Origin of the sequence: Pectobacterium betavasculorum, assembly GCF_000749845.1 — a bacterium.
Classification (GTDB): Bacteria; Pseudomonadota; Gammaproteobacteria; order Enterobacterales; family Enterobacteriaceae; genus Pectobacterium; species Pectobacterium betavasculorum.
In genome coordinates, this window is record NZ_JQHM01000001.1 from 891,503 (window position 1) to 907,367 (window position 15,865).

Annotated in this window: 11 protein-coding genes; 10 read left to right on the forward strand and 1 reads right to left on the reverse strand. The window is 50.2% G+C overall.

Annotated elements, in window-relative coordinates; translation table 11 throughout:
• The first annotated feature begins 43 nt into the window (after positions 1–43).
• The 9 genes from KP22_RS04070 (at position 44) to KP22_RS04120 (ending at position 7,673) form a co-directional block, all read left to right on the forward strand.
• The gene (locus tag KP22_RS04070; protein WP_039322593.1) at positions 44–1,669 is read left to right on the forward strand and encodes a hypothetical protein; all 1,626 of its coding nucleotides are present in this window, start codon (positions 44–46) and stop codon (positions 1,667–1,669) included.
• Positions 1,666–3,321 (forward strand): phage tail tip fiber protein, encoded by a 1,656-nt coding sequence (locus tag KP22_RS21260; protein WP_052012467.1) that lies wholly within the window; start codon positions 1,666–1,668, stop codon positions 3,319–3,321. The genes KP22_RS04070 and KP22_RS21260 overlap by 4 nt, the downstream gene beginning before the upstream one ends.
• Complete coding sequence (locus KP22_RS04085) at positions 3,318–3,602, forward strand: hypothetical protein (protein WP_156107258.1); 285 nt, start codon at positions 3,318–3,320, stop codon at positions 3,600–3,602. Before KP22_RS21260 ends, KP22_RS04085 begins: the two co-directional genes overlap by 4 nt.
• Positions 3,599–4,291: a hypothetical protein gene (locus tag KP22_RS04090; protein WP_156107259.1), complete on the forward strand. Its 693-nt coding sequence runs from the start codon at positions 3,599–3,601 to the stop codon at positions 4,289–4,291. Before KP22_RS04085 ends, KP22_RS04090 begins: the two co-directional genes overlap by 4 nt.
• A gap of 250 nt (positions 4,292–4,541) precedes the next feature.
• Positions 4,542–4,901, forward strand: a complete 360-nt coding sequence (locus tag KP22_RS04100; RefSeq protein WP_039322602.1) for a hypothetical protein — start codon at positions 4,542–4,544, stop codon at positions 4,899–4,901.
• 13 nt (positions 4,902–4,914) lie between these two features.
• Positions 4,915–5,595 (forward strand): hypothetical protein, encoded by a 681-nt coding sequence (locus tag KP22_RS04105; protein ID WP_039322605.1) that lies wholly within the window; start codon positions 4,915–4,917, stop codon positions 5,593–5,595.
• Positions 5,596–5,598: 3 nt separating this feature from the next.
• Positions 5,599–5,982: a hypothetical protein gene (locus tag KP22_RS04110; RefSeq protein WP_039322607.1), complete on the forward strand. Its 384-nt coding sequence runs from the start codon at positions 5,599–5,601 to the stop codon at positions 5,980–5,982.
• Positions 5,982–6,353 carry a hypothetical protein gene (locus KP22_RS22130; RefSeq protein ID WP_081926224.1) on the forward strand — a complete coding sequence of 124 codons (372 nt, stop codon included), beginning with the start codon at positions 5,982–5,984 and terminating at the stop codon, positions 6,351–6,353. The genes KP22_RS04110 and KP22_RS22130 overlap by 1 nt, the downstream gene beginning before the upstream one ends.
• A 9-nt stretch (positions 6,354–6,362) precedes the next feature.
• A complete protein-coding gene (locus tag KP22_RS04120; RefSeq protein ID WP_244880001.1) occupies positions 6,363–7,673 on the forward strand; it encodes a hypothetical protein in 1,311 nt (436 codons plus the stop codon).
• A gap of 29 nt (positions 7,674–7,702) precedes the next feature.
• Here KP22_RS04120 and KP22_RS04125 read toward each other — a convergent pair whose 3' ends face one another.
• Positions 7,703–7,870: a hypothetical protein gene (locus KP22_RS04125; RefSeq protein ID WP_039322610.1), complete on the reverse strand. Its 168-nt coding sequence runs from the start codon at positions 7,868–7,870 to the stop codon at positions 7,703–7,705.
• Positions 7,871–8,040: 170 nt separating this feature from the next.
• On the opposite strand from KP22_RS04125, the gene KP22_RS21265 reads away from it, so the two are divergent.
• Positions 8,041–15,861, forward strand: coding sequence for an LPD38 domain-containing protein (locus KP22_RS21265; protein WP_052012468.1), 7,821 nt, complete (start codon positions 8,041–8,043; stop codon positions 15,859–15,861).
• Positions 15,862–15,865: the final 4 nt, after the last annotated feature.

Genomic DNA, 15,865 nt, shown 5'->3' on the forward strand with positions numbered 1-15,865 from the left:
CCTTAAAAAGCGGGGCTTTTTTGTTTTCTGTCTCAGGATACTCATGGCGACCATCGACATCACCACAATGCGAGGAATGATGCCACGCATTGTTGAACATCTCTTGCCTGAATCTAATGCGACGGTGGCAGAGAGCTGTCACTTTCGGCATGGCGTTATCACACCGATGCTGGATGATACCGATCAGGGAAAGACCTTTACCGTCAAACCAAGAACGATATTCCACTATCGGGATAATTTTTGGTTTACCTGGAACAAGATTGTTGATGCGATCCGTAGCCCTGTCGCCAATGATGACTATGGGCGCGTCTATTATACCGACGATGAATTTCCAAAGGTCACCTCTGCGCAGATTGCGACAGGCGGTAACGGCAATTATCCCTCGGCATTTTTCCGTCTTGGTGTACCGGTGCCTGCCAACCCGATCGTCATTGGCACAATCACGCCGCCGGCTGACGTGGAAGAGGATGATCCAACGGATGATGAGACGCGTTTTTACACTGAAACTTACGTTACCGCATACGGCGAAGAGGGGCCACCGGGGCCAGCTTCAGACGAGCTAACTATCGCCTACTCCGGCAGTTCGGTGACACTGCAACTACAGCCACCCGGCCAGCAGAACAATAACGTCACTAAACGTCGCATCTATCGCTCAGCGACCAGCAGTCAGGCAGCGGATTTCTTATTGGTGGCCGAACTGGATATTGCCGTCGGTGTATTTGTTGATGACCTTTCAAATGCTCAACTTAGCGCCTCACTGGAGACTTACGATTATTACATGCCGCCGGATGGCATGATCGGTTTGTGCATGATGTCTAACGGTATAGCTGCTGGATTTAAAGGCAATCAGGTGATGTTCAGTGAAGCCTATTTGCCTTACGCATGGAAAGACAGTAACAAGCAGACCACGCAGGATGATGTTGTGGCGATCGCGCCAGTAGGAACAACGCTGATCGTTGGCACGAAAGGTATCCCCTATATTTTTTCAGGCATCACTCCCTCGAATATCACGTCAACACATTCCTTGGTTGCACTGTCCTGCGTCTCCCGTCACTCAATGGTAACGATGGATGGTTTCGCTTTATACGCCTCGCCAAATGGCCTTGTTTCAATCAGTGCCGACGGTGCGGCGACGCTCGCCACGGCAAATATCATTGAGGCAAAGCAGTGGCGAAAAGACTTTAATCCAACGACTCTCAGAGCCTGGCGCGTAGAAAATGAATATCTGGCGCTGTATGACACAGATAACGGCGTTGCTGGGTTTATTTTCGATCCTGCCAGCATGGATATTCGTTACATCACGGCGTCGTTTGATACCGCTTATAACGATCCGGCTGGCGACACGCTCTACATCGTGAAGGGGCGACAGCTACATACGTTTAATGATGGCGCTTTCAACCTGAATATGCGCTGGCGTTCAAAGCAATATCTGGCACCAACGAATACGGCATTTTCCTGCCTACGAGTCATGAGTAATGCGTTAGCGCACGTCGGCGTCATTCTGCACGTTGATGGTCGCTCAGCGTTGCATTTGCCACCAGGCAGCCTGCGAGAGCCACTCATTAAGCTGCCTGCTATTCGTGGCAAACGCTGGCAGATTGAAGTCTACGGCAGCATGCAGGTAGATCGGATTACGTTAGCTACATCGATGCAGGAAATGACAGCATGACCGCAAAGTTTAGAGCGGGTAAAGATCAGGCGGCAGTATTAGAGAACGTTGAAACACTCACTGGCCAACGTGGTGATGGTAGAAATCGTGCTGTGACGTATGGCGATTTGGCGACTCTTGGTCTGGCTAACTTGCGTCAGCTAGGGGGAGGAAAGGTTACGCTGACGCCGGGTAATGGTTCTGGCGGTTCTAATTCTGGTGGTGTACAGAAACCAACCAAACCCACCAATTTCAAAGCGACAGGTGGCTTTGCTTACGTGTTGCTTGAATGGGATATGCCCAATTATCGCGGTCGCTCGCTGACGGAAATCTATCGTTCTTCTGAAGATAATCTGGCAAATGCAGTGCTAATCGCCAGCTCTGCTGCTGGGGTTTATGGTGACCCCGTCGATCCAGACTGGAAAGGGTACTACTGGATACGACATGTTAATGCATTGGGTGAACCGGGGCCGTTTAATGACTCAAAAGGCACCTTTGCACAAACACATCCCGATCCGGCCGCCATCATTGAGGTGATTAAGGAGCAATTGAATGCGTCCCCATTAATAAAAGAATTAAATGAGGATTTGCAGGACTCAATTAAGCAAACGGATAAAAAAATTGGCGATGCAAAGACGGAGTTAAATAAAGCGGTCATTGACGCTGAAGTGAGAGCCAAAGCTGTTACTGATAGACTGTCTTCAACTATCAAGAGTGAAGAGCAGGCGAGAGTGGAGGGCGATAGCGCAATATCCAGATCGGTTGACAGCCTGTCTGCCGAATATAAAAAAGCAGATCAGGCACTTAATACCAGCATCAGCGAACTCAATAAATCAATGGCTAGCGCCGATCAAGCACTATCAGAGCGTATTAGCTCGATTGATGCGGCATATAAAAAATCAGATCAGACGTTGACCGCGAATATTACCGCTCTGGATAAAACGATAGTCGATAAAACTCAGGCGCTGAGCCAGCAAGTTTCTCAGGTGGAAAGCGGTTATAAAAATGCTGATTCGTCACTAAGTGCAAAAGTGCAGCAAGAGTCTGAATCACGCACGGCGGCTGATATAGCGATAGGAAAGCGTGTTGATACCGTTAGCGCTAATCTGGATAAAAATATTGCAGCAGTACAAACCAATGCACAGGCAATCGTGGCATTGGACGGCGTAAAATCCATGTGGACGGTTAAGGCGCAGGCAGGGAATATTACGACCGGGATTGGTATCGTTGCATCCAAAGACAGCAGCGGTAACACTATTAGCCAGGTGGCTGTAGCCGCTAATCAATTCTTTATTTACGACCCCAACAACCCGAATGATAAAACCACTTATGCGATCCCGTTTGCGGTATCCAACGGCAAAGTGGTAATCGATGAGTTGGTTGCAAAAGAGGCGGTGATCAAAATATTGGCTGCGCAAACCATTATCGCTGACAGTGTAAAGGCAGGGATTGAGATTGTTTCGCCGTATATAAAAACTGCACGTATTGAAAGCGGCGGGTTCACTGTGGACGCATTGGGTAATGCGACATTCGGACAGTTGGTGAAAATATCGGCGTCAGGTGAAATAGAAATAACGTCATTACTGAATGGTAAAAAGCTAATATTCAAAAATGGACTTTTTCAGGTGTTTGATGAAAATGCACGTTTGAGAGTAAAATTGGGGATTTGGTGATGCCGGTAGGGTTACAGGTTTTTGATAAGGGTGGCAATCTCATCCATGATACTAACCATGGTTTTGCCACGCTACTTGGCTCTTTTGAAATATCAACAACTACTGGTTCTAAATCGCTGGATATTCCCTACGGAAAGATATTTGCGTTTATCGCCAAGGGTGAAAGAGAGGCCGTATCAAATGGGCGAAAATATCATTTCGGTGTATGGGTAAACGGCAAAACAATTTATTGGGATCACATTGTGAAACCTGTTGTTGTCTGTTATGGATTATGTACGTGATGGATAATTATTTTTTTGTTGAGGGCGACAATGGACGGATCCAGATCGATGATAATTTTAAGAATCTATCATTGGTTAAGAAAGTAACTATTCCGGCCAATATCAATTGGACTGAATTTAATGACCGATACTATAGTGATAATGCATTGGTTGCATTCCGCCCCAGCTTTCAAAATGGCGACAGTGATCCAAGCAGTGATAACGGTTATTATGCTCCAGAGTACAGAATTAGCAATGGTATATTGCGGATTAATAACTATCTGTGGGGCGCGCCGCCGCCAATGGATTTTTATATTTTTGACGCAGCGGATCCACCTTTAGAACCTGATGCAGGGCTGGCGATATTTAATGCACAAGGTGAACCAGTTTACTCAACGAATAATAGTTATTTACGTGTGGTTGAGTTACGAAGCGACACGTTAGGTTATAGTATTCCAGCAACGATCCCAAACCCTATCACAGCCCCTGTACTTGTTGGTGAGTATTCAAGTAAAGTTGCCGTTGCAGTGGTCGGAGAGGCTCACTCTGCAAGTTGGGCACCGGGTGATCGTTGGGATTTTCACCAGGTAATAAAATTCATTGGCAATAAAATATATGCAAAATACCTTTTCGAAGAGTCAAATTCTTCGGCCGGATCGGGCAGCTACGAGCAAAACAATTTTTCGTTAATGATAATCAAGGTTGATTGAGGGATATATGAAAAAAATCATGATGGTTGTTTTATGTTCATCTTTTATTTTTGGATGCTCAACTAAAGACGAGCAGCAAGATGGGTGTAAGGTTATTTACTATAAAGGATCAGAACTGAACTCCGAGCGAGGCTACGTGACAGAATCAAAATTAATTAATAATGAGAAGTATTATCTTCTGAAGTCAGCTCGCGATAATGGGTGGATTCCAGAAAAGAATATAACTTTTAATTCGTGCAAAAAGTAGCCGATGGATGAGTTAATAAAACGTGTTGCCATAGACAGCCGAGAACCTAATTTAATCGCCAATATTCAAAACGCCTGCCGTAAAAAGCAGGCGTTTTGCTTTGGTACGGAAAATGGCCGAATCGTATTGGTGCCAAAATCACGTAATGGCATTCCTTATGTTTTTGTCTGGCTGGCGGTCAGTGCGGAGCAGGATGGCATCGCGCGTCATCTGGATGAGGTAAGGACGCTGGCTAGAATGATTGGGGGGCGCTGGATTGAATTCAATACTGCGAGAAAGGGCTTTATTCGGATTGCTGAAAAATTAGGGTTTGAGCGATTACACGACGAAGAGGGATTCATGACATTCAAAATCCCACTATGAAAAGAGGTGAATCATGGGCGGAAGTAAAGGTAGTAACGAGATCAAAGAAACATCCCAGCAGCATGCTGCTGCGGATGTAGCGCGGCAACAATGGAACCTCTACCAGAATGAGTTGAAACCCTATGAAAACCTATTTATGGATAAGGTTGAGGGGCTTAACGAGCAGCAGAAATACGACGGCATTGCTGGTGATGTAAATTTGGGATATCAGCAGCAGTTCAGACAGGCTCGACGGCAGGCGGCCGATGGTTTGACGTCGTCAGGCGTTGATCCCAGCAGCGGTAAATTTCAATCAACCCTGAAAGATGTAGCGACTGGTCAGGTGGCGGGGACAATTGATTCAACAAATCGCGCCCAAACAGATCAGCAGAATAAGTATGTTGCGGGACTGCAAGATGTTCAAGCGCTGGGGGCGGGGCAAAAAGCAGAGGCGCTGCAAGGATATCAGAGCATTGCATCCGCATCGCAACAGAAAGCGGTTTCTGACGCAGAAAATTCGTTAGCGAAAGTTCAAGGCGCTCAGGGATTAGTTGGCGTACTGGGTGGTGCCGCCGTGCGGACGTATGGGTTATCAGATGCCAAAAATCAGTCAGCGCCTAGGGCATTCTCAGGATCCAAATCCGATGGTGGGTTTGGTATATCCAGCACGCCGTTTGGCGGAACAACGCACAGTAGTTGGTTAAACAGGGGGTAAATTATGGGGTACGCATCAGACACTTTTGCGGATATCACTCGGCAGCAATACGCGGATTGGCAACAGCGATATTACCCAAAATTACAAGGCCTGATGGAGCTTTCAACCAGTGGGCAGTTAATGAACAACCAACTCGCACGTGCTGACGCGACACAGCAGCAGGCACTTCAAAGTGCAACGCTAGGTCAAGCCAATCAACAAGCTCGCTATGGTGCGTCTGTACAAAGCAATGCGGGCGATAACAGCTTGGGGTTGAAATCCGCATTGGCGATGGCGGGCTCAAAAAATGGCATACGCGAGGCTGAAACAGATCGGCAAATGGGCATTCTAACGGGTGGTTCCACATCACTTCGCGGTCTTCTTAATATTGGCGGGAGTACAACATAATGGGATACGGATTACTGGATATTGCGTCGCAGACACGGCAGCAAGCGCTTCAGGGCATGCAGCAATCGGCCGAGTTGGAGCAACAGCGCGAATCTGCAAACGAGCAGCTAAAAAATATGCAGAAACAAGGACAGATGCAGATGGTTGGCGTGGGGGCTGGTACTGGTGCGGCTGTGGGGGCTGGGTATGGGGCGGCGGCCGCAGCAGGAACTGCGGCAGGTGCCGGGGCAGCGGCAGGTGCGGGAACAGCCGCGGCAGCAGGTGGCGCTGGGGCGGGAGCAGCGTCAGGGGCAACGGCGGGGTCATGGGGTGGTCCGATTGGCATGGGTATTGGTGCGGCCATTGGTCTTTTAGCCAGCCGGTTTCTTTAAGGAGGATTTATGGCAGATGTGCGTGGACTGGCCGATGGATTCCTGGCTGGGTTTAATACAGCAGATCAGGCGATATCGCGCAAACGCGAATTGGGCTTACGTGATTTACAGTTACAACAGCAACAACAGGATTCGGATCGCCGCTTTGGATTGGCCCAGGAACAGTTTGATTACGGTAAAGAAACCGGATTGCGCGATTATCAGCGTCAGGTTGGGCGGGATAAACAGCAAGATGAGCAATGGGGGCTGACGCACGCGCTGAATGCTAAAAATGCCGATCGGTCATACGCTCTGCAAGCGCAGAGCAACAACTTGGCGCAACAGCGGTTTGATTTTCAGGTGAATGAACAGAAGCGGCAAGAGCGCATTCAAAATGAAATGCCAGTTATCAAAATGTTTGCAGATCAGTTGGATAAGACTGGGAATGTTGATCCTGAATTAATTAAGCAAATATCACCTGATAATCCATTACACCCTAAGCGATTTATCGGCGATAAAGCGATTAAGAGCGTGGCGGAGATCAATCGAATCATGCCAGCGGTTCTCAAGGGCGATATGGACTATAACGATCCGGCGGCTATCAGTTTGATGAATAACGTATTATCTACACATATCCAGCGTGGGATAGGTGATAAAGATCCAGAAACAGGTAAGACGATTAAGTCAAAAGAACTGGGACATATCGGGTTAACTGAGGACGGCCAGCGAGTAGTTCCAACCCTGAAAGTTACGTACACGGATGGCTCTGTGGCGGATAAACCCATGACCCGCTTTGGTTCGACAGATCCTAATGACACTATTGCACCGATCGCTTTGCCTCGTCTTATGGAAGAAATTCGGGGTTATAGTCAGATGGTTGGCCAGTTAAATTACGGTGGCCGCGCGAAATTCCTCAATGACATGGTTAATCCGCCGGATAAAACCGCCGTGCGGGAAGAAACGAAAGGGCTGCGTAAAGACTTACTGGATGTTGGCAAGGCGAGAGCGAAGGCTCTGGCTGATCCAATGGCGCAAGATCCGCAGACTGCCGCGGGGATTAACTCACAATACGACCAGTTGGAACAGCAGGTGAGAGATTCATATGGGCAGCCCCAGCAGCAGCCGAAAGCACAAGATGGTACAGGGTTGCAACAGTGGGTGGCTGGCGATCAGAGCAAAGTCGCGTTTGCTCAGAAAGCTATCGCCATGGGCGTGCCTGTATCATCATTGAGTGCGGAGCAACTGGACGCCAAGTATTTGCAGTATACGAAAGGGGCGAAGGCGTCTGCTGATGCTGCTGTAGCTAACCAGTTGCGGAAGGCACGGAGCACTCAAGAGTAAGAATAGGCGCACGAGTGCGCCTAAAATTATCAACGATAGCCACCGCCACCAGGTCGAGAGTCGGCAGAGCGCCCACCACAGCGCGAACCGTCAGCCGCAGTATCTGAATCATGCTGGCAGCGGCCAGATCCCGCCATTGCTTGAAATGATGAACCTAAAGTTAACATCATAAAAAGCAGAACAATTGCTTTCTTCATTATTATATTCCTTGAATGTGTGTAGTCTGCCAAGTAGCAGCAACAAGAGCGTAGTTCAAGAACAAACTTTTGCCTGTTATTTTTAGCCTGAACGCGCTAAATTCCCCAAAGATACCAAGCCTCGCCTTAAAAAGCGGGGCTTTTTTTTGCCCTAAATTCTGGAGTCCGTAATGACCTACGACCCGCAGCAGCAACGCCCTGAGCAACAAGTGGCGAACAGCAACCGTCAAGCCCTAAATATTCAGCAGCCAGGTGAGCTATCCGATTTCGACCGTCAGTTCTTTTCGTCAGAAAGCTGGAATAAACCGGTAGTTGAACCCAAATCAACCTGGAGCGATGACCTCAAGGCGCTGGTGGCTGCGCCTCTTAACATGGTGGCAGATGCTGGGCAGTTATTCAAAGCAGGCACTCAAATTCTGGATGATAAGGCGGCGGAGGGGGCTGGCTCGAATCCATTGGGGATCGATAGCGGCATGCTGGATGTTATGCGTCAGAATGCAGGTAATCCGCTATCTCGGGCAGGAAATGCAGCGATTCAAGGCGCGGGCGATCTGGCAGGAAGCGCCGCTAAATCTATTCTGGACTCTCGCACCGAAGGTGCAAAACAAGCGGCAGCTTTGGATTTCGCAACATTAGATCAGGACAGCAACGGGAATATAACGGGTATCAGTGCGGGTGAAGGGACATTCAATGCCAGCTCATGGATGCAAAATGCTATTCCTAGCATAGCTACCATGATGACGTCGGGTCTATTATCAAAAATGTCTGCCCAAGCTGCCAGAGGGGCGGTTGAGCAAACTGTCTTCAATCGCCTTAGTAAAACTATGCCAGAAGAAGCTGCCCGTCAGCTTGCGAAAGAAACCGCAGAGCGTGCCGCGGCTGTTGCAGGGAAAACGACATTCGTCGGCGCTATGTCCGCAACCGCACAGGGTCAGGGCGGTATCGACATGCGGGAGCAGATCAATAGCCTTCCATTCAATGAGTTGATGGAAAGTTCCACATTTAAAACAGCGTTTAACTCAATTGATGCCGACCCCAACAACGCGAACCTATCTGATGGTCAAAAGTTGGATCTGGCGCGCGCTCAGGTAGCTGATCAGGCGGCAAGTGCTGTAACCGCAGATCCCCGTTTACTTGCAGTCAATATTGCCGCGTCAACACTGGGCGATCACACGTTGCTGAAACTGCTAACACGTAAGGGCGCTGCTTCTGGGGTGCTATCTGGTATGACGATAGGAGCCGTGTCAGAAGGTGCAACCGAATTTGCTCAGGGAGCAGGGCAACGTTATGTTCAGAATGAACAGCTGATCGACACCGCAGGGCAAAAAATCGACCCGATGAAAGATGTGCTGGAAACTGGTGTAAATAATACGGTTGTCGGTGCTGGCATGGGGGGGGCTATTGGTGCCGTCGGTGGTGTTCGTGGGCGACAGGTAGATCAGCAATCTAATCCCGAACCAACGCCCGGAGATCTTACTGGTGAGCAACCGCAATCTACGCAGGTCGATGTGCCTGAGTGGAATGTAACTGAAAAACAGTCTTCCGAGGGTAATGGTTCGTCTATCCCCGTCGTAAAAATGGGCGATGATTCTCCCCCTCCGGGTTATACAGGTGAGTGGCGTGATGGTGGCCCTGTGATATCTGTCACTCAAGGTGCAGATAATTCACAATTCAATCCTGAGAATGTTGCTGGTACGCCACAAGGCCGCATCGATGAGTTCCGTGATACGCCAACTTACCTCCGGCAGGATCCGCGTATTCAGGGATTTGCTGAAGACAGTGATGTGCAGCGTGCGCTTGCTGAACAACCTGATTCGCCTACCGCAGAGCAACTCATTCGCCAGCAGATTGAGCAAGGCGATCAGGGCTATTCACCGCAAGAATTGGAGGCGCTGGAACAGGCTGAAAGAATTATCGCGGCGCGTCGTCCACGCCTTCCCGCGCCAGGTCAAACATCTGTGATCGCTATGCCGGGAGAAGTCAGGCAGCCATTTGGTGATGATATTCAGGCTGGTGCTGGTCCGCAGTTTGATGCAGGGAAGCAGGTGCGCGGGCAAGAATTCATCCCCGCCGAACGCGCTCTGGCTACGAATGAGGTTGGCCGTACTAATCAGACGTATGACGGCGAGGCGGTGCCAACCAGTGCGATTGAAGATAAAAATATTATTTTCTCTGGTTCGCCGACTATTGATGAGGGGCAGACGGCACAGCCTCCGCAGTTTACTGAAGGGGAAACACGTACTCAGCGGCAGACGCGGGAATTTAGTGATGCTATGGGCGTTAACGATCAGGCTGCATTACCCGATCAACGCCACCGCGTCGGTGGTATGCCCGTAGATGCACAAACGGAAGCCTACGCGCGGGGGGAACCGGTAGGACAATTGAAGTTTTATTATAAAGGTCGTCCATTTCCCAGCGAGTATTTAGCCGAGCGATCCAAGTGGGCGAAGATGGAGGGAGCCGTAGTTGAAGAGGTGGACGGCGGTTATGCGGTACGACTGCCGCCAACACAGGAAGATATCTCAGCAGCACAGACTTTCCCTGGATACAGAATTGCTGAAACTGCTGTTCCAGACGGTGCTGGGGGCGTGGTTAAAGGCTTCTCTGTTCTCCGGACGGACGGGAACCGTTCTGGACAGCGCGTTAGTAATCATTTCACTCATGAAGATGCCGTGCAGTCGGCGGTACGCCATAGCGAAAATGATGCATCAGAATCCCGTCAGGCAGAAAAACGGAGGAAGGAAGCTGAAGCGAAACGTGCGCCGACTGATGAGTTTCTTGATGCGCAGAATTTGACTCCTATGCAGCGTGGAAAAGCGGACAAAGCGTTGCAAGAAATGGTTCATTACACTGAATTTGATCGCCCGGTGACGAGGGCTGATGCCGTCCAGTCCTTGGTTGGTCGAGGCTGGCGCCCAGAAACAGCACAGAGATCGTCTGAGAATGGAAAGGCAAAAACGTCGTACCGGATTGTTTCTGATGATGGCGATCTCTATAACGTAACAAAAACGGAGCATGATTTTGCTGCTCACTTGGTTGCCAGACAGGACTCACAGCCATCGGAACCCGCGGCGGACACTATCACGCTTCCATCTGGTGAGTTGCTCACGGTGACCATCGATCGGGGAGTCTCTGGGGCCGCCTATCTGACAACCGAAGATGGGAAACGAATCAACTCAAGCACGAAACAGATTGAGAGCATCAAACGTGAGCTTGCTGGCGATCACTCTGCCAATGGTGGTATCGGCGATCTTGCCCGGTTGAATGCCGCCCTGAAACACATACGTCAAACAGGCCAGCAGGATGCAACTGCGGCATTACCAAAGAAGAAAGACACGGGTCCGTTCTATTCGCGGCAAATGAATCGCCAAGAACAGCAAGGCTCGCTCGTCACCCAAACGCCTGCGTTCAAGAGTTGGTTCGGCGACAGCAAGGTGATGGATGCCACTGGTCGGCCGCTGGTTGTGTATCACGGTACTGGCAGCGATTTTGAACGATTCGAGCAAAATACAAACCGGGGCGCAGGAGGGGAATCCGCAAGGCAAGGATTCTTCTTCACTACATCGTCAGACGTGGCAAACAGTTACGCAGAGGAAACGCCAGAGTTCCAACGCACTCGCGATTATGACCGATCTCAGCGCCTTATGGACGCGGGCAAATACGAAGAGGCTGAAGCGCTTGAGCGGACTCTGGAGAGTGAGGATTACAATGGAGGGATGTCACCAAACGTTGTCCCTGTTTATTTGTCAATAAAAAACCCGATGGTGGTTGATTTTGAAGGACGAACCTATGACGCAAGCCGTGATAATTTAAGTAAGATAATCGATAAGGCCAAAAGGAGCGGGCATGACGGCGTCCTTTTTAAGAATATCGATGATGCTCCGAACTCAGGGCTATCCCCTTCAGATCACTATGTCGCTTTCCGTCCAGAGCAAATTAAGAGCGCTGTCGGCAATCGGGGTACTTTCGACTCAAGCGATCCGCGAATTCTGTACTCCAAAGGCACGGACATCGGCGGCGGCAATGTCATCCATGACGGCAGCTTTAGCAAGGATGGTGAACGTCCGGCGCAAGGTATGCTTCGCGACCGCGTACAGTTGGCCGCCGATGGGTTTGTCTCCCACCTTAACGGAGCAGCCAAAATTAAAGTGAAAGCGGTGCAGACGCAGGCCGAAGCTGCCGCGATGATGCCTAACGGCATTCCTGCGGAATTCGGCACGGTTCATGCCATTTACCAGCCAGAGCTGAGCCGTGTGATTGTCATCGCGGACAACATCGCCAACGCCCGTGAACTGCGTGCCAAGCTGCGTCATGAAGTGATTGCACATCACGGGCTGGCATCAGTGATTGGCGATGTGGAATACGATCGCATCATGCGTGTGTTACATCAGACGCGGGACAGCCAGAATAAAACCATTCAGGATGTTTGGCGACAAGTCGAACAGTCATACGGGCAGGAGTCGTTAGAAACACAGGCGAATGAGTTTCTGGCGCATATGGCAGAGCGTACCGAGCTAACGAAGCTGGGCGGTGCCTGGGATCGGTTCGTTACGCTGCTGACCAACGCATTGCGCAAAGCGGGCGTGCTTAACCCTATGGATATTACGCCAGCGGAGATCCGCAACATCCTGCGCACCATCACCGGCCGCTTCCAGAAAACGGCGATGTATGCCAATGAGCAGCCTGGCACCCGTGAGTTCGATAACACCTTCTCGCGTACCGATGCGCTGTATTCAAAAGCGGATGATGTCGATCCGCTAACGCCATTGCCGCAGGAGGCTGAGCAGTACCGCGCCGATCTGGACAGGGCTATGCGGTCGCTGAAGTCTGGTGATGTGTCAGTAAGATTAGGCAGAACACCGCCAGTGTTAAGGGCGCTGGGTGCGCCTAATCTGGATATGTTTATTAACCGTGATACCGTGCGCAAGGCCACCAATGGGGTGAAGCATAATGTCCCTTTATCGGTGATCGAAAATCTCCCTGAACTCATGCACGATCCACTTGCTGTATACCGTTCGTCTACCCAAAACGATGCGGTAGTGATTTTACTTGAGGCGCAAGATGCAAATGGGAATCCGGTGGTATCGGCGGTGCATATGAATGCCAGAAAGCAGAATATGGAAATTAACAGAATTGCTTCAGTTTATGGCACGGTAGGCGGAATGTCTAAAGTACAAGGGATGGAGGATGCTGGGTTGGTGCTGTATCGGCGGGCAAAAAAAAACCCTAACCAGCCTCATTCAGCCGGACTCCAATTGTCCGGGGAGAGCACTAACCAGGGTTCAGACTCTGCCAGTCGCCGATACTCACAGGGGCTTCAATTGCCCAAGGAGGGCGACCCCGCAGAATCAAGTAGAAATATACTCTCTTCCGCCGACATCCGCAAGAACAAGACGCTGTACTCACGCTCTGGCAATCCAGCAATGGACGCCGAAACTAGCCGTAAAATGGGCTTCAACGTTGAAAAGGGCTGGTTTGATAAAGCCAAAGACTTCTATCAGATGGCAGCCGATAAAGATCGGACGGAACTGAAGCAATGGTGGCAAGAAACCTTCCGCAAACTGAACACGAAAACCTTTGACGGTCTGGCACCGTTAAAATACGCCGAAGATGCGGCAGGTAAATCTGATGCGATGGTTTCCGGCTACACGGCGGCGCGTATGTCTGCGGGTTCTGGTTCGGTGACGGCGGCAGTTCTGGAACACGGTCTGGTGCGCTATAACAAGAAAGAGGGGATTACTGAGCGCATTCCGGGTACAGGTAAGGCTGATTCTTTGATGGGCATTCTGGACGGACTTGGCAACCACCGTGAAAACTTCCTCAAATGGATTGCTGGCCACCGTTCGGAGCGCCTCATGTCCGAGGGCAAAGAGAATAACTTTACCGCTGATGAAATTGCCTACATGAAATCGCTGAACCGTGGGAATGAACAACTGTTTGCCGATCAAAAGGTAAAATATGATGCGTTTATCAAGTCCATCATCGACCTACAGCAGGATATGGGCCTGATTGATCCAGATAGTCGGGCGACATGGGAAGATGCCTGGTATCTGCCTTACTACCGTGAAGCGGAGAACGGCGAAACACACGGCCCGTGGACAACACGCGGTATTGCCAACCAGAGCAGCACCATCCGTAAGCTGAAAGGCTCTGACCTCACCATTAAAGACCCGATTGAAAACCTGTTCAACTACGTTGCTAAGTCGGTTGATGCGTCGATGAAGAATGAGGCTATGCGCCGTTCTGTTACGAATCTGGCCGATACTGGGGTCATCGATATTATCGATAGCCCCAACGAGATGGATTACCAGCGCCTAAAGAAAGACACAGTGAAAGTTTTTGTTGACGGTAAAGAGCAGCTAGCTCGCGTCAATGATCCCGATCTTTACCGTGCTTTCACTATGATTGATCTGGAACGTAGCAATTCTCTGTTCATGCGGGCTGCGCGGCAGGCCAAGCGCGTGTTGACCATCGGCACCACGTCCATGCCCGACTTCATTATCCGTAACTTTATGCGTGATGCTATCCATTCATGGGCGATAAATAAGGACGGGTTCAAACCTGCAATTTCTTCATGGCAGGGGCTGAAGAAAGCCATGCGCACAGATGATACTCTGGTGGATATGATGTTTGCTGGTGCTACGTTCGGTGGTGGCTACTCCAATGTTTACGATCCAGCGGGTACCGCTTCCAGTATCCGTAAGGTGCTGCGCCGCAAAGGTTATAACGATAGCCAAATCCGTGAGTTTGAATCATCAATTGTGCGTAATAGCAAAGAGGTGATGGATAAAATCGGTGCAGGGCTGGAGAAATACCAGAAAGTCAGTGAAGGGGCGGAGAACGCTAACCGAATCGCTACTTACGATGCGGCGCTAAAGGCAGGAAAGAGCAAGGCACAAGCTGCCTTTGAATCTCGCGATCTGATGGATTTCAGCATGCAAGGCTCCAGCGGCCTGGTAATCGCGCTGTCTGATATGGTGCCGTTCTTCAATGCGCGTTTGCAGGGCATGAGCAAACTCGGCCGCGCAATTAAAGAAGATCCGCGAGAAGTTCTGAAGCGAGGCGGCTATATTGCGGGGCTATCGCTAGCGCTGCTGGCGTTGAACTGGGACGATGACCGCTATGAGGAGCTACCTGATTGGGATAAGGACGCCTACTGGCATGCATGGATTGGCGATCAGCATGTTCGCTTCCCGAAACCGTTTGAAATTGGCCTGATGTTCGGCACGTTGCCGGAGCGTTTTGTCCGCACGCTGGGTGGTGCTGATACACCTGGAAAATTCGGTAAGGTCGTTGCGCACAACTTCTTTGAAACGATGGCATTCAACCCGATACCGCAGGTGACGCGCCCCATTCTGGAAGCATTCGTGAATTATGACTTTTTCAAAGGTGGCCCGATTGAGAACATGGCCGATAGCAACGTTATTGCTGGCGCACGTTATAACGACCAAACCACGCTGTTGATGCGCGAAATAGGCGGGGCGATGAATCTTTCTCCTAAGATGATGGATCACATCATTACCGGATATACCGGCACGCTAGGTTCATACATTCTCGGCGCGACGAATATTATCATGCGTAACATGGGTGATAACGGTGCGTCGCCGTCGCTGCGACTGGATGAAATGCCCGTCATCAAAGCGTTCGCCCGTGGGGCCGAACCGGCGAAATCCACCCAGTTCACGGAAGATTTCTACCGTATGATGACGGAAGCCAACCAGATAAACAGCACGATAAACTCCTATCGCAAACAGGGCCGTCAGGATGAGGCCAATGAGCTGTTGCAGGATAACCGCGAGAAACTATCGCAGCGCAAGGCGTTCACTTCGACACAAAAGCAGGTGAAGCAGCTTAATGACCAAATCGAGCTAACCCGTATTGATCGTATCTTAACGGCAGACCAGAAACGGGAACGTATTGATCGCCTTATGGAGAAGCGGAATAAGTTGGTTCAGCAGACCGTGAAGCGGATACATCCGTATTTCGACTAATCAG

What these genes read in the sequence shown, in the direction of transcription:
- KP22_RS04070 (WP_039322593.1), top strand. Translation starts at nt 44, where the DNA reads ATGGCGACCATCGACATCACCACAATGCGAGGAATGATGCCACGCATT.
- KP22_RS21260 (WP_052012467.1), top strand. Translation starts at nt 1,666, where the DNA reads ATGACCGCAAAGTTTAGAGCGGGTAAAGATCAGGCGGCAGTATTAGAG.
- KP22_RS04100 (WP_039322602.1), top strand. Translation starts at nt 4,542, where the DNA reads ATGGATGAGTTAATAAAACGTGTTGCCATAGACAGCCGAGAACCTAAT.
- KP22_RS04105 (WP_039322605.1), top strand. Translation starts at nt 4,915, where the DNA reads ATGGGCGGAAGTAAAGGTAGTAACGAGATCAAAGAAACATCCCAGCAG.
- KP22_RS04110 (WP_039322607.1), top strand. Translation starts at nt 5,599, where the DNA reads ATGGGGTACGCATCAGACACTTTTGCGGATATCACTCGGCAGCAATAC.
- KP22_RS22130 (WP_081926224.1), top strand. Translation starts at nt 5,982, where the DNA reads ATGGGATACGGATTACTGGATATTGCGTCGCAGACACGGCAGCAAGCG.
- KP22_RS04120 (WP_244880001.1), top strand. Translation starts at nt 6,363, where the DNA reads ATGGCAGATGTGCGTGGACTGGCCGATGGATTCCTGGCTGGGTTTAAT.
- KP22_RS04125 (WP_039322610.1), bottom strand. Translation starts at nt 7,870, where the DNA reads ATGAAGAAAGCAATTGTTCTGCTTTTTATGATGTTAACTTTAGGTTCA.
- KP22_RS21265 (WP_052012468.1), top strand. Translation starts at nt 8,041, where the DNA reads ATGACCTACGACCCGCAGCAGCAACGCCCTGAGCAACAAGTGGCGAAC.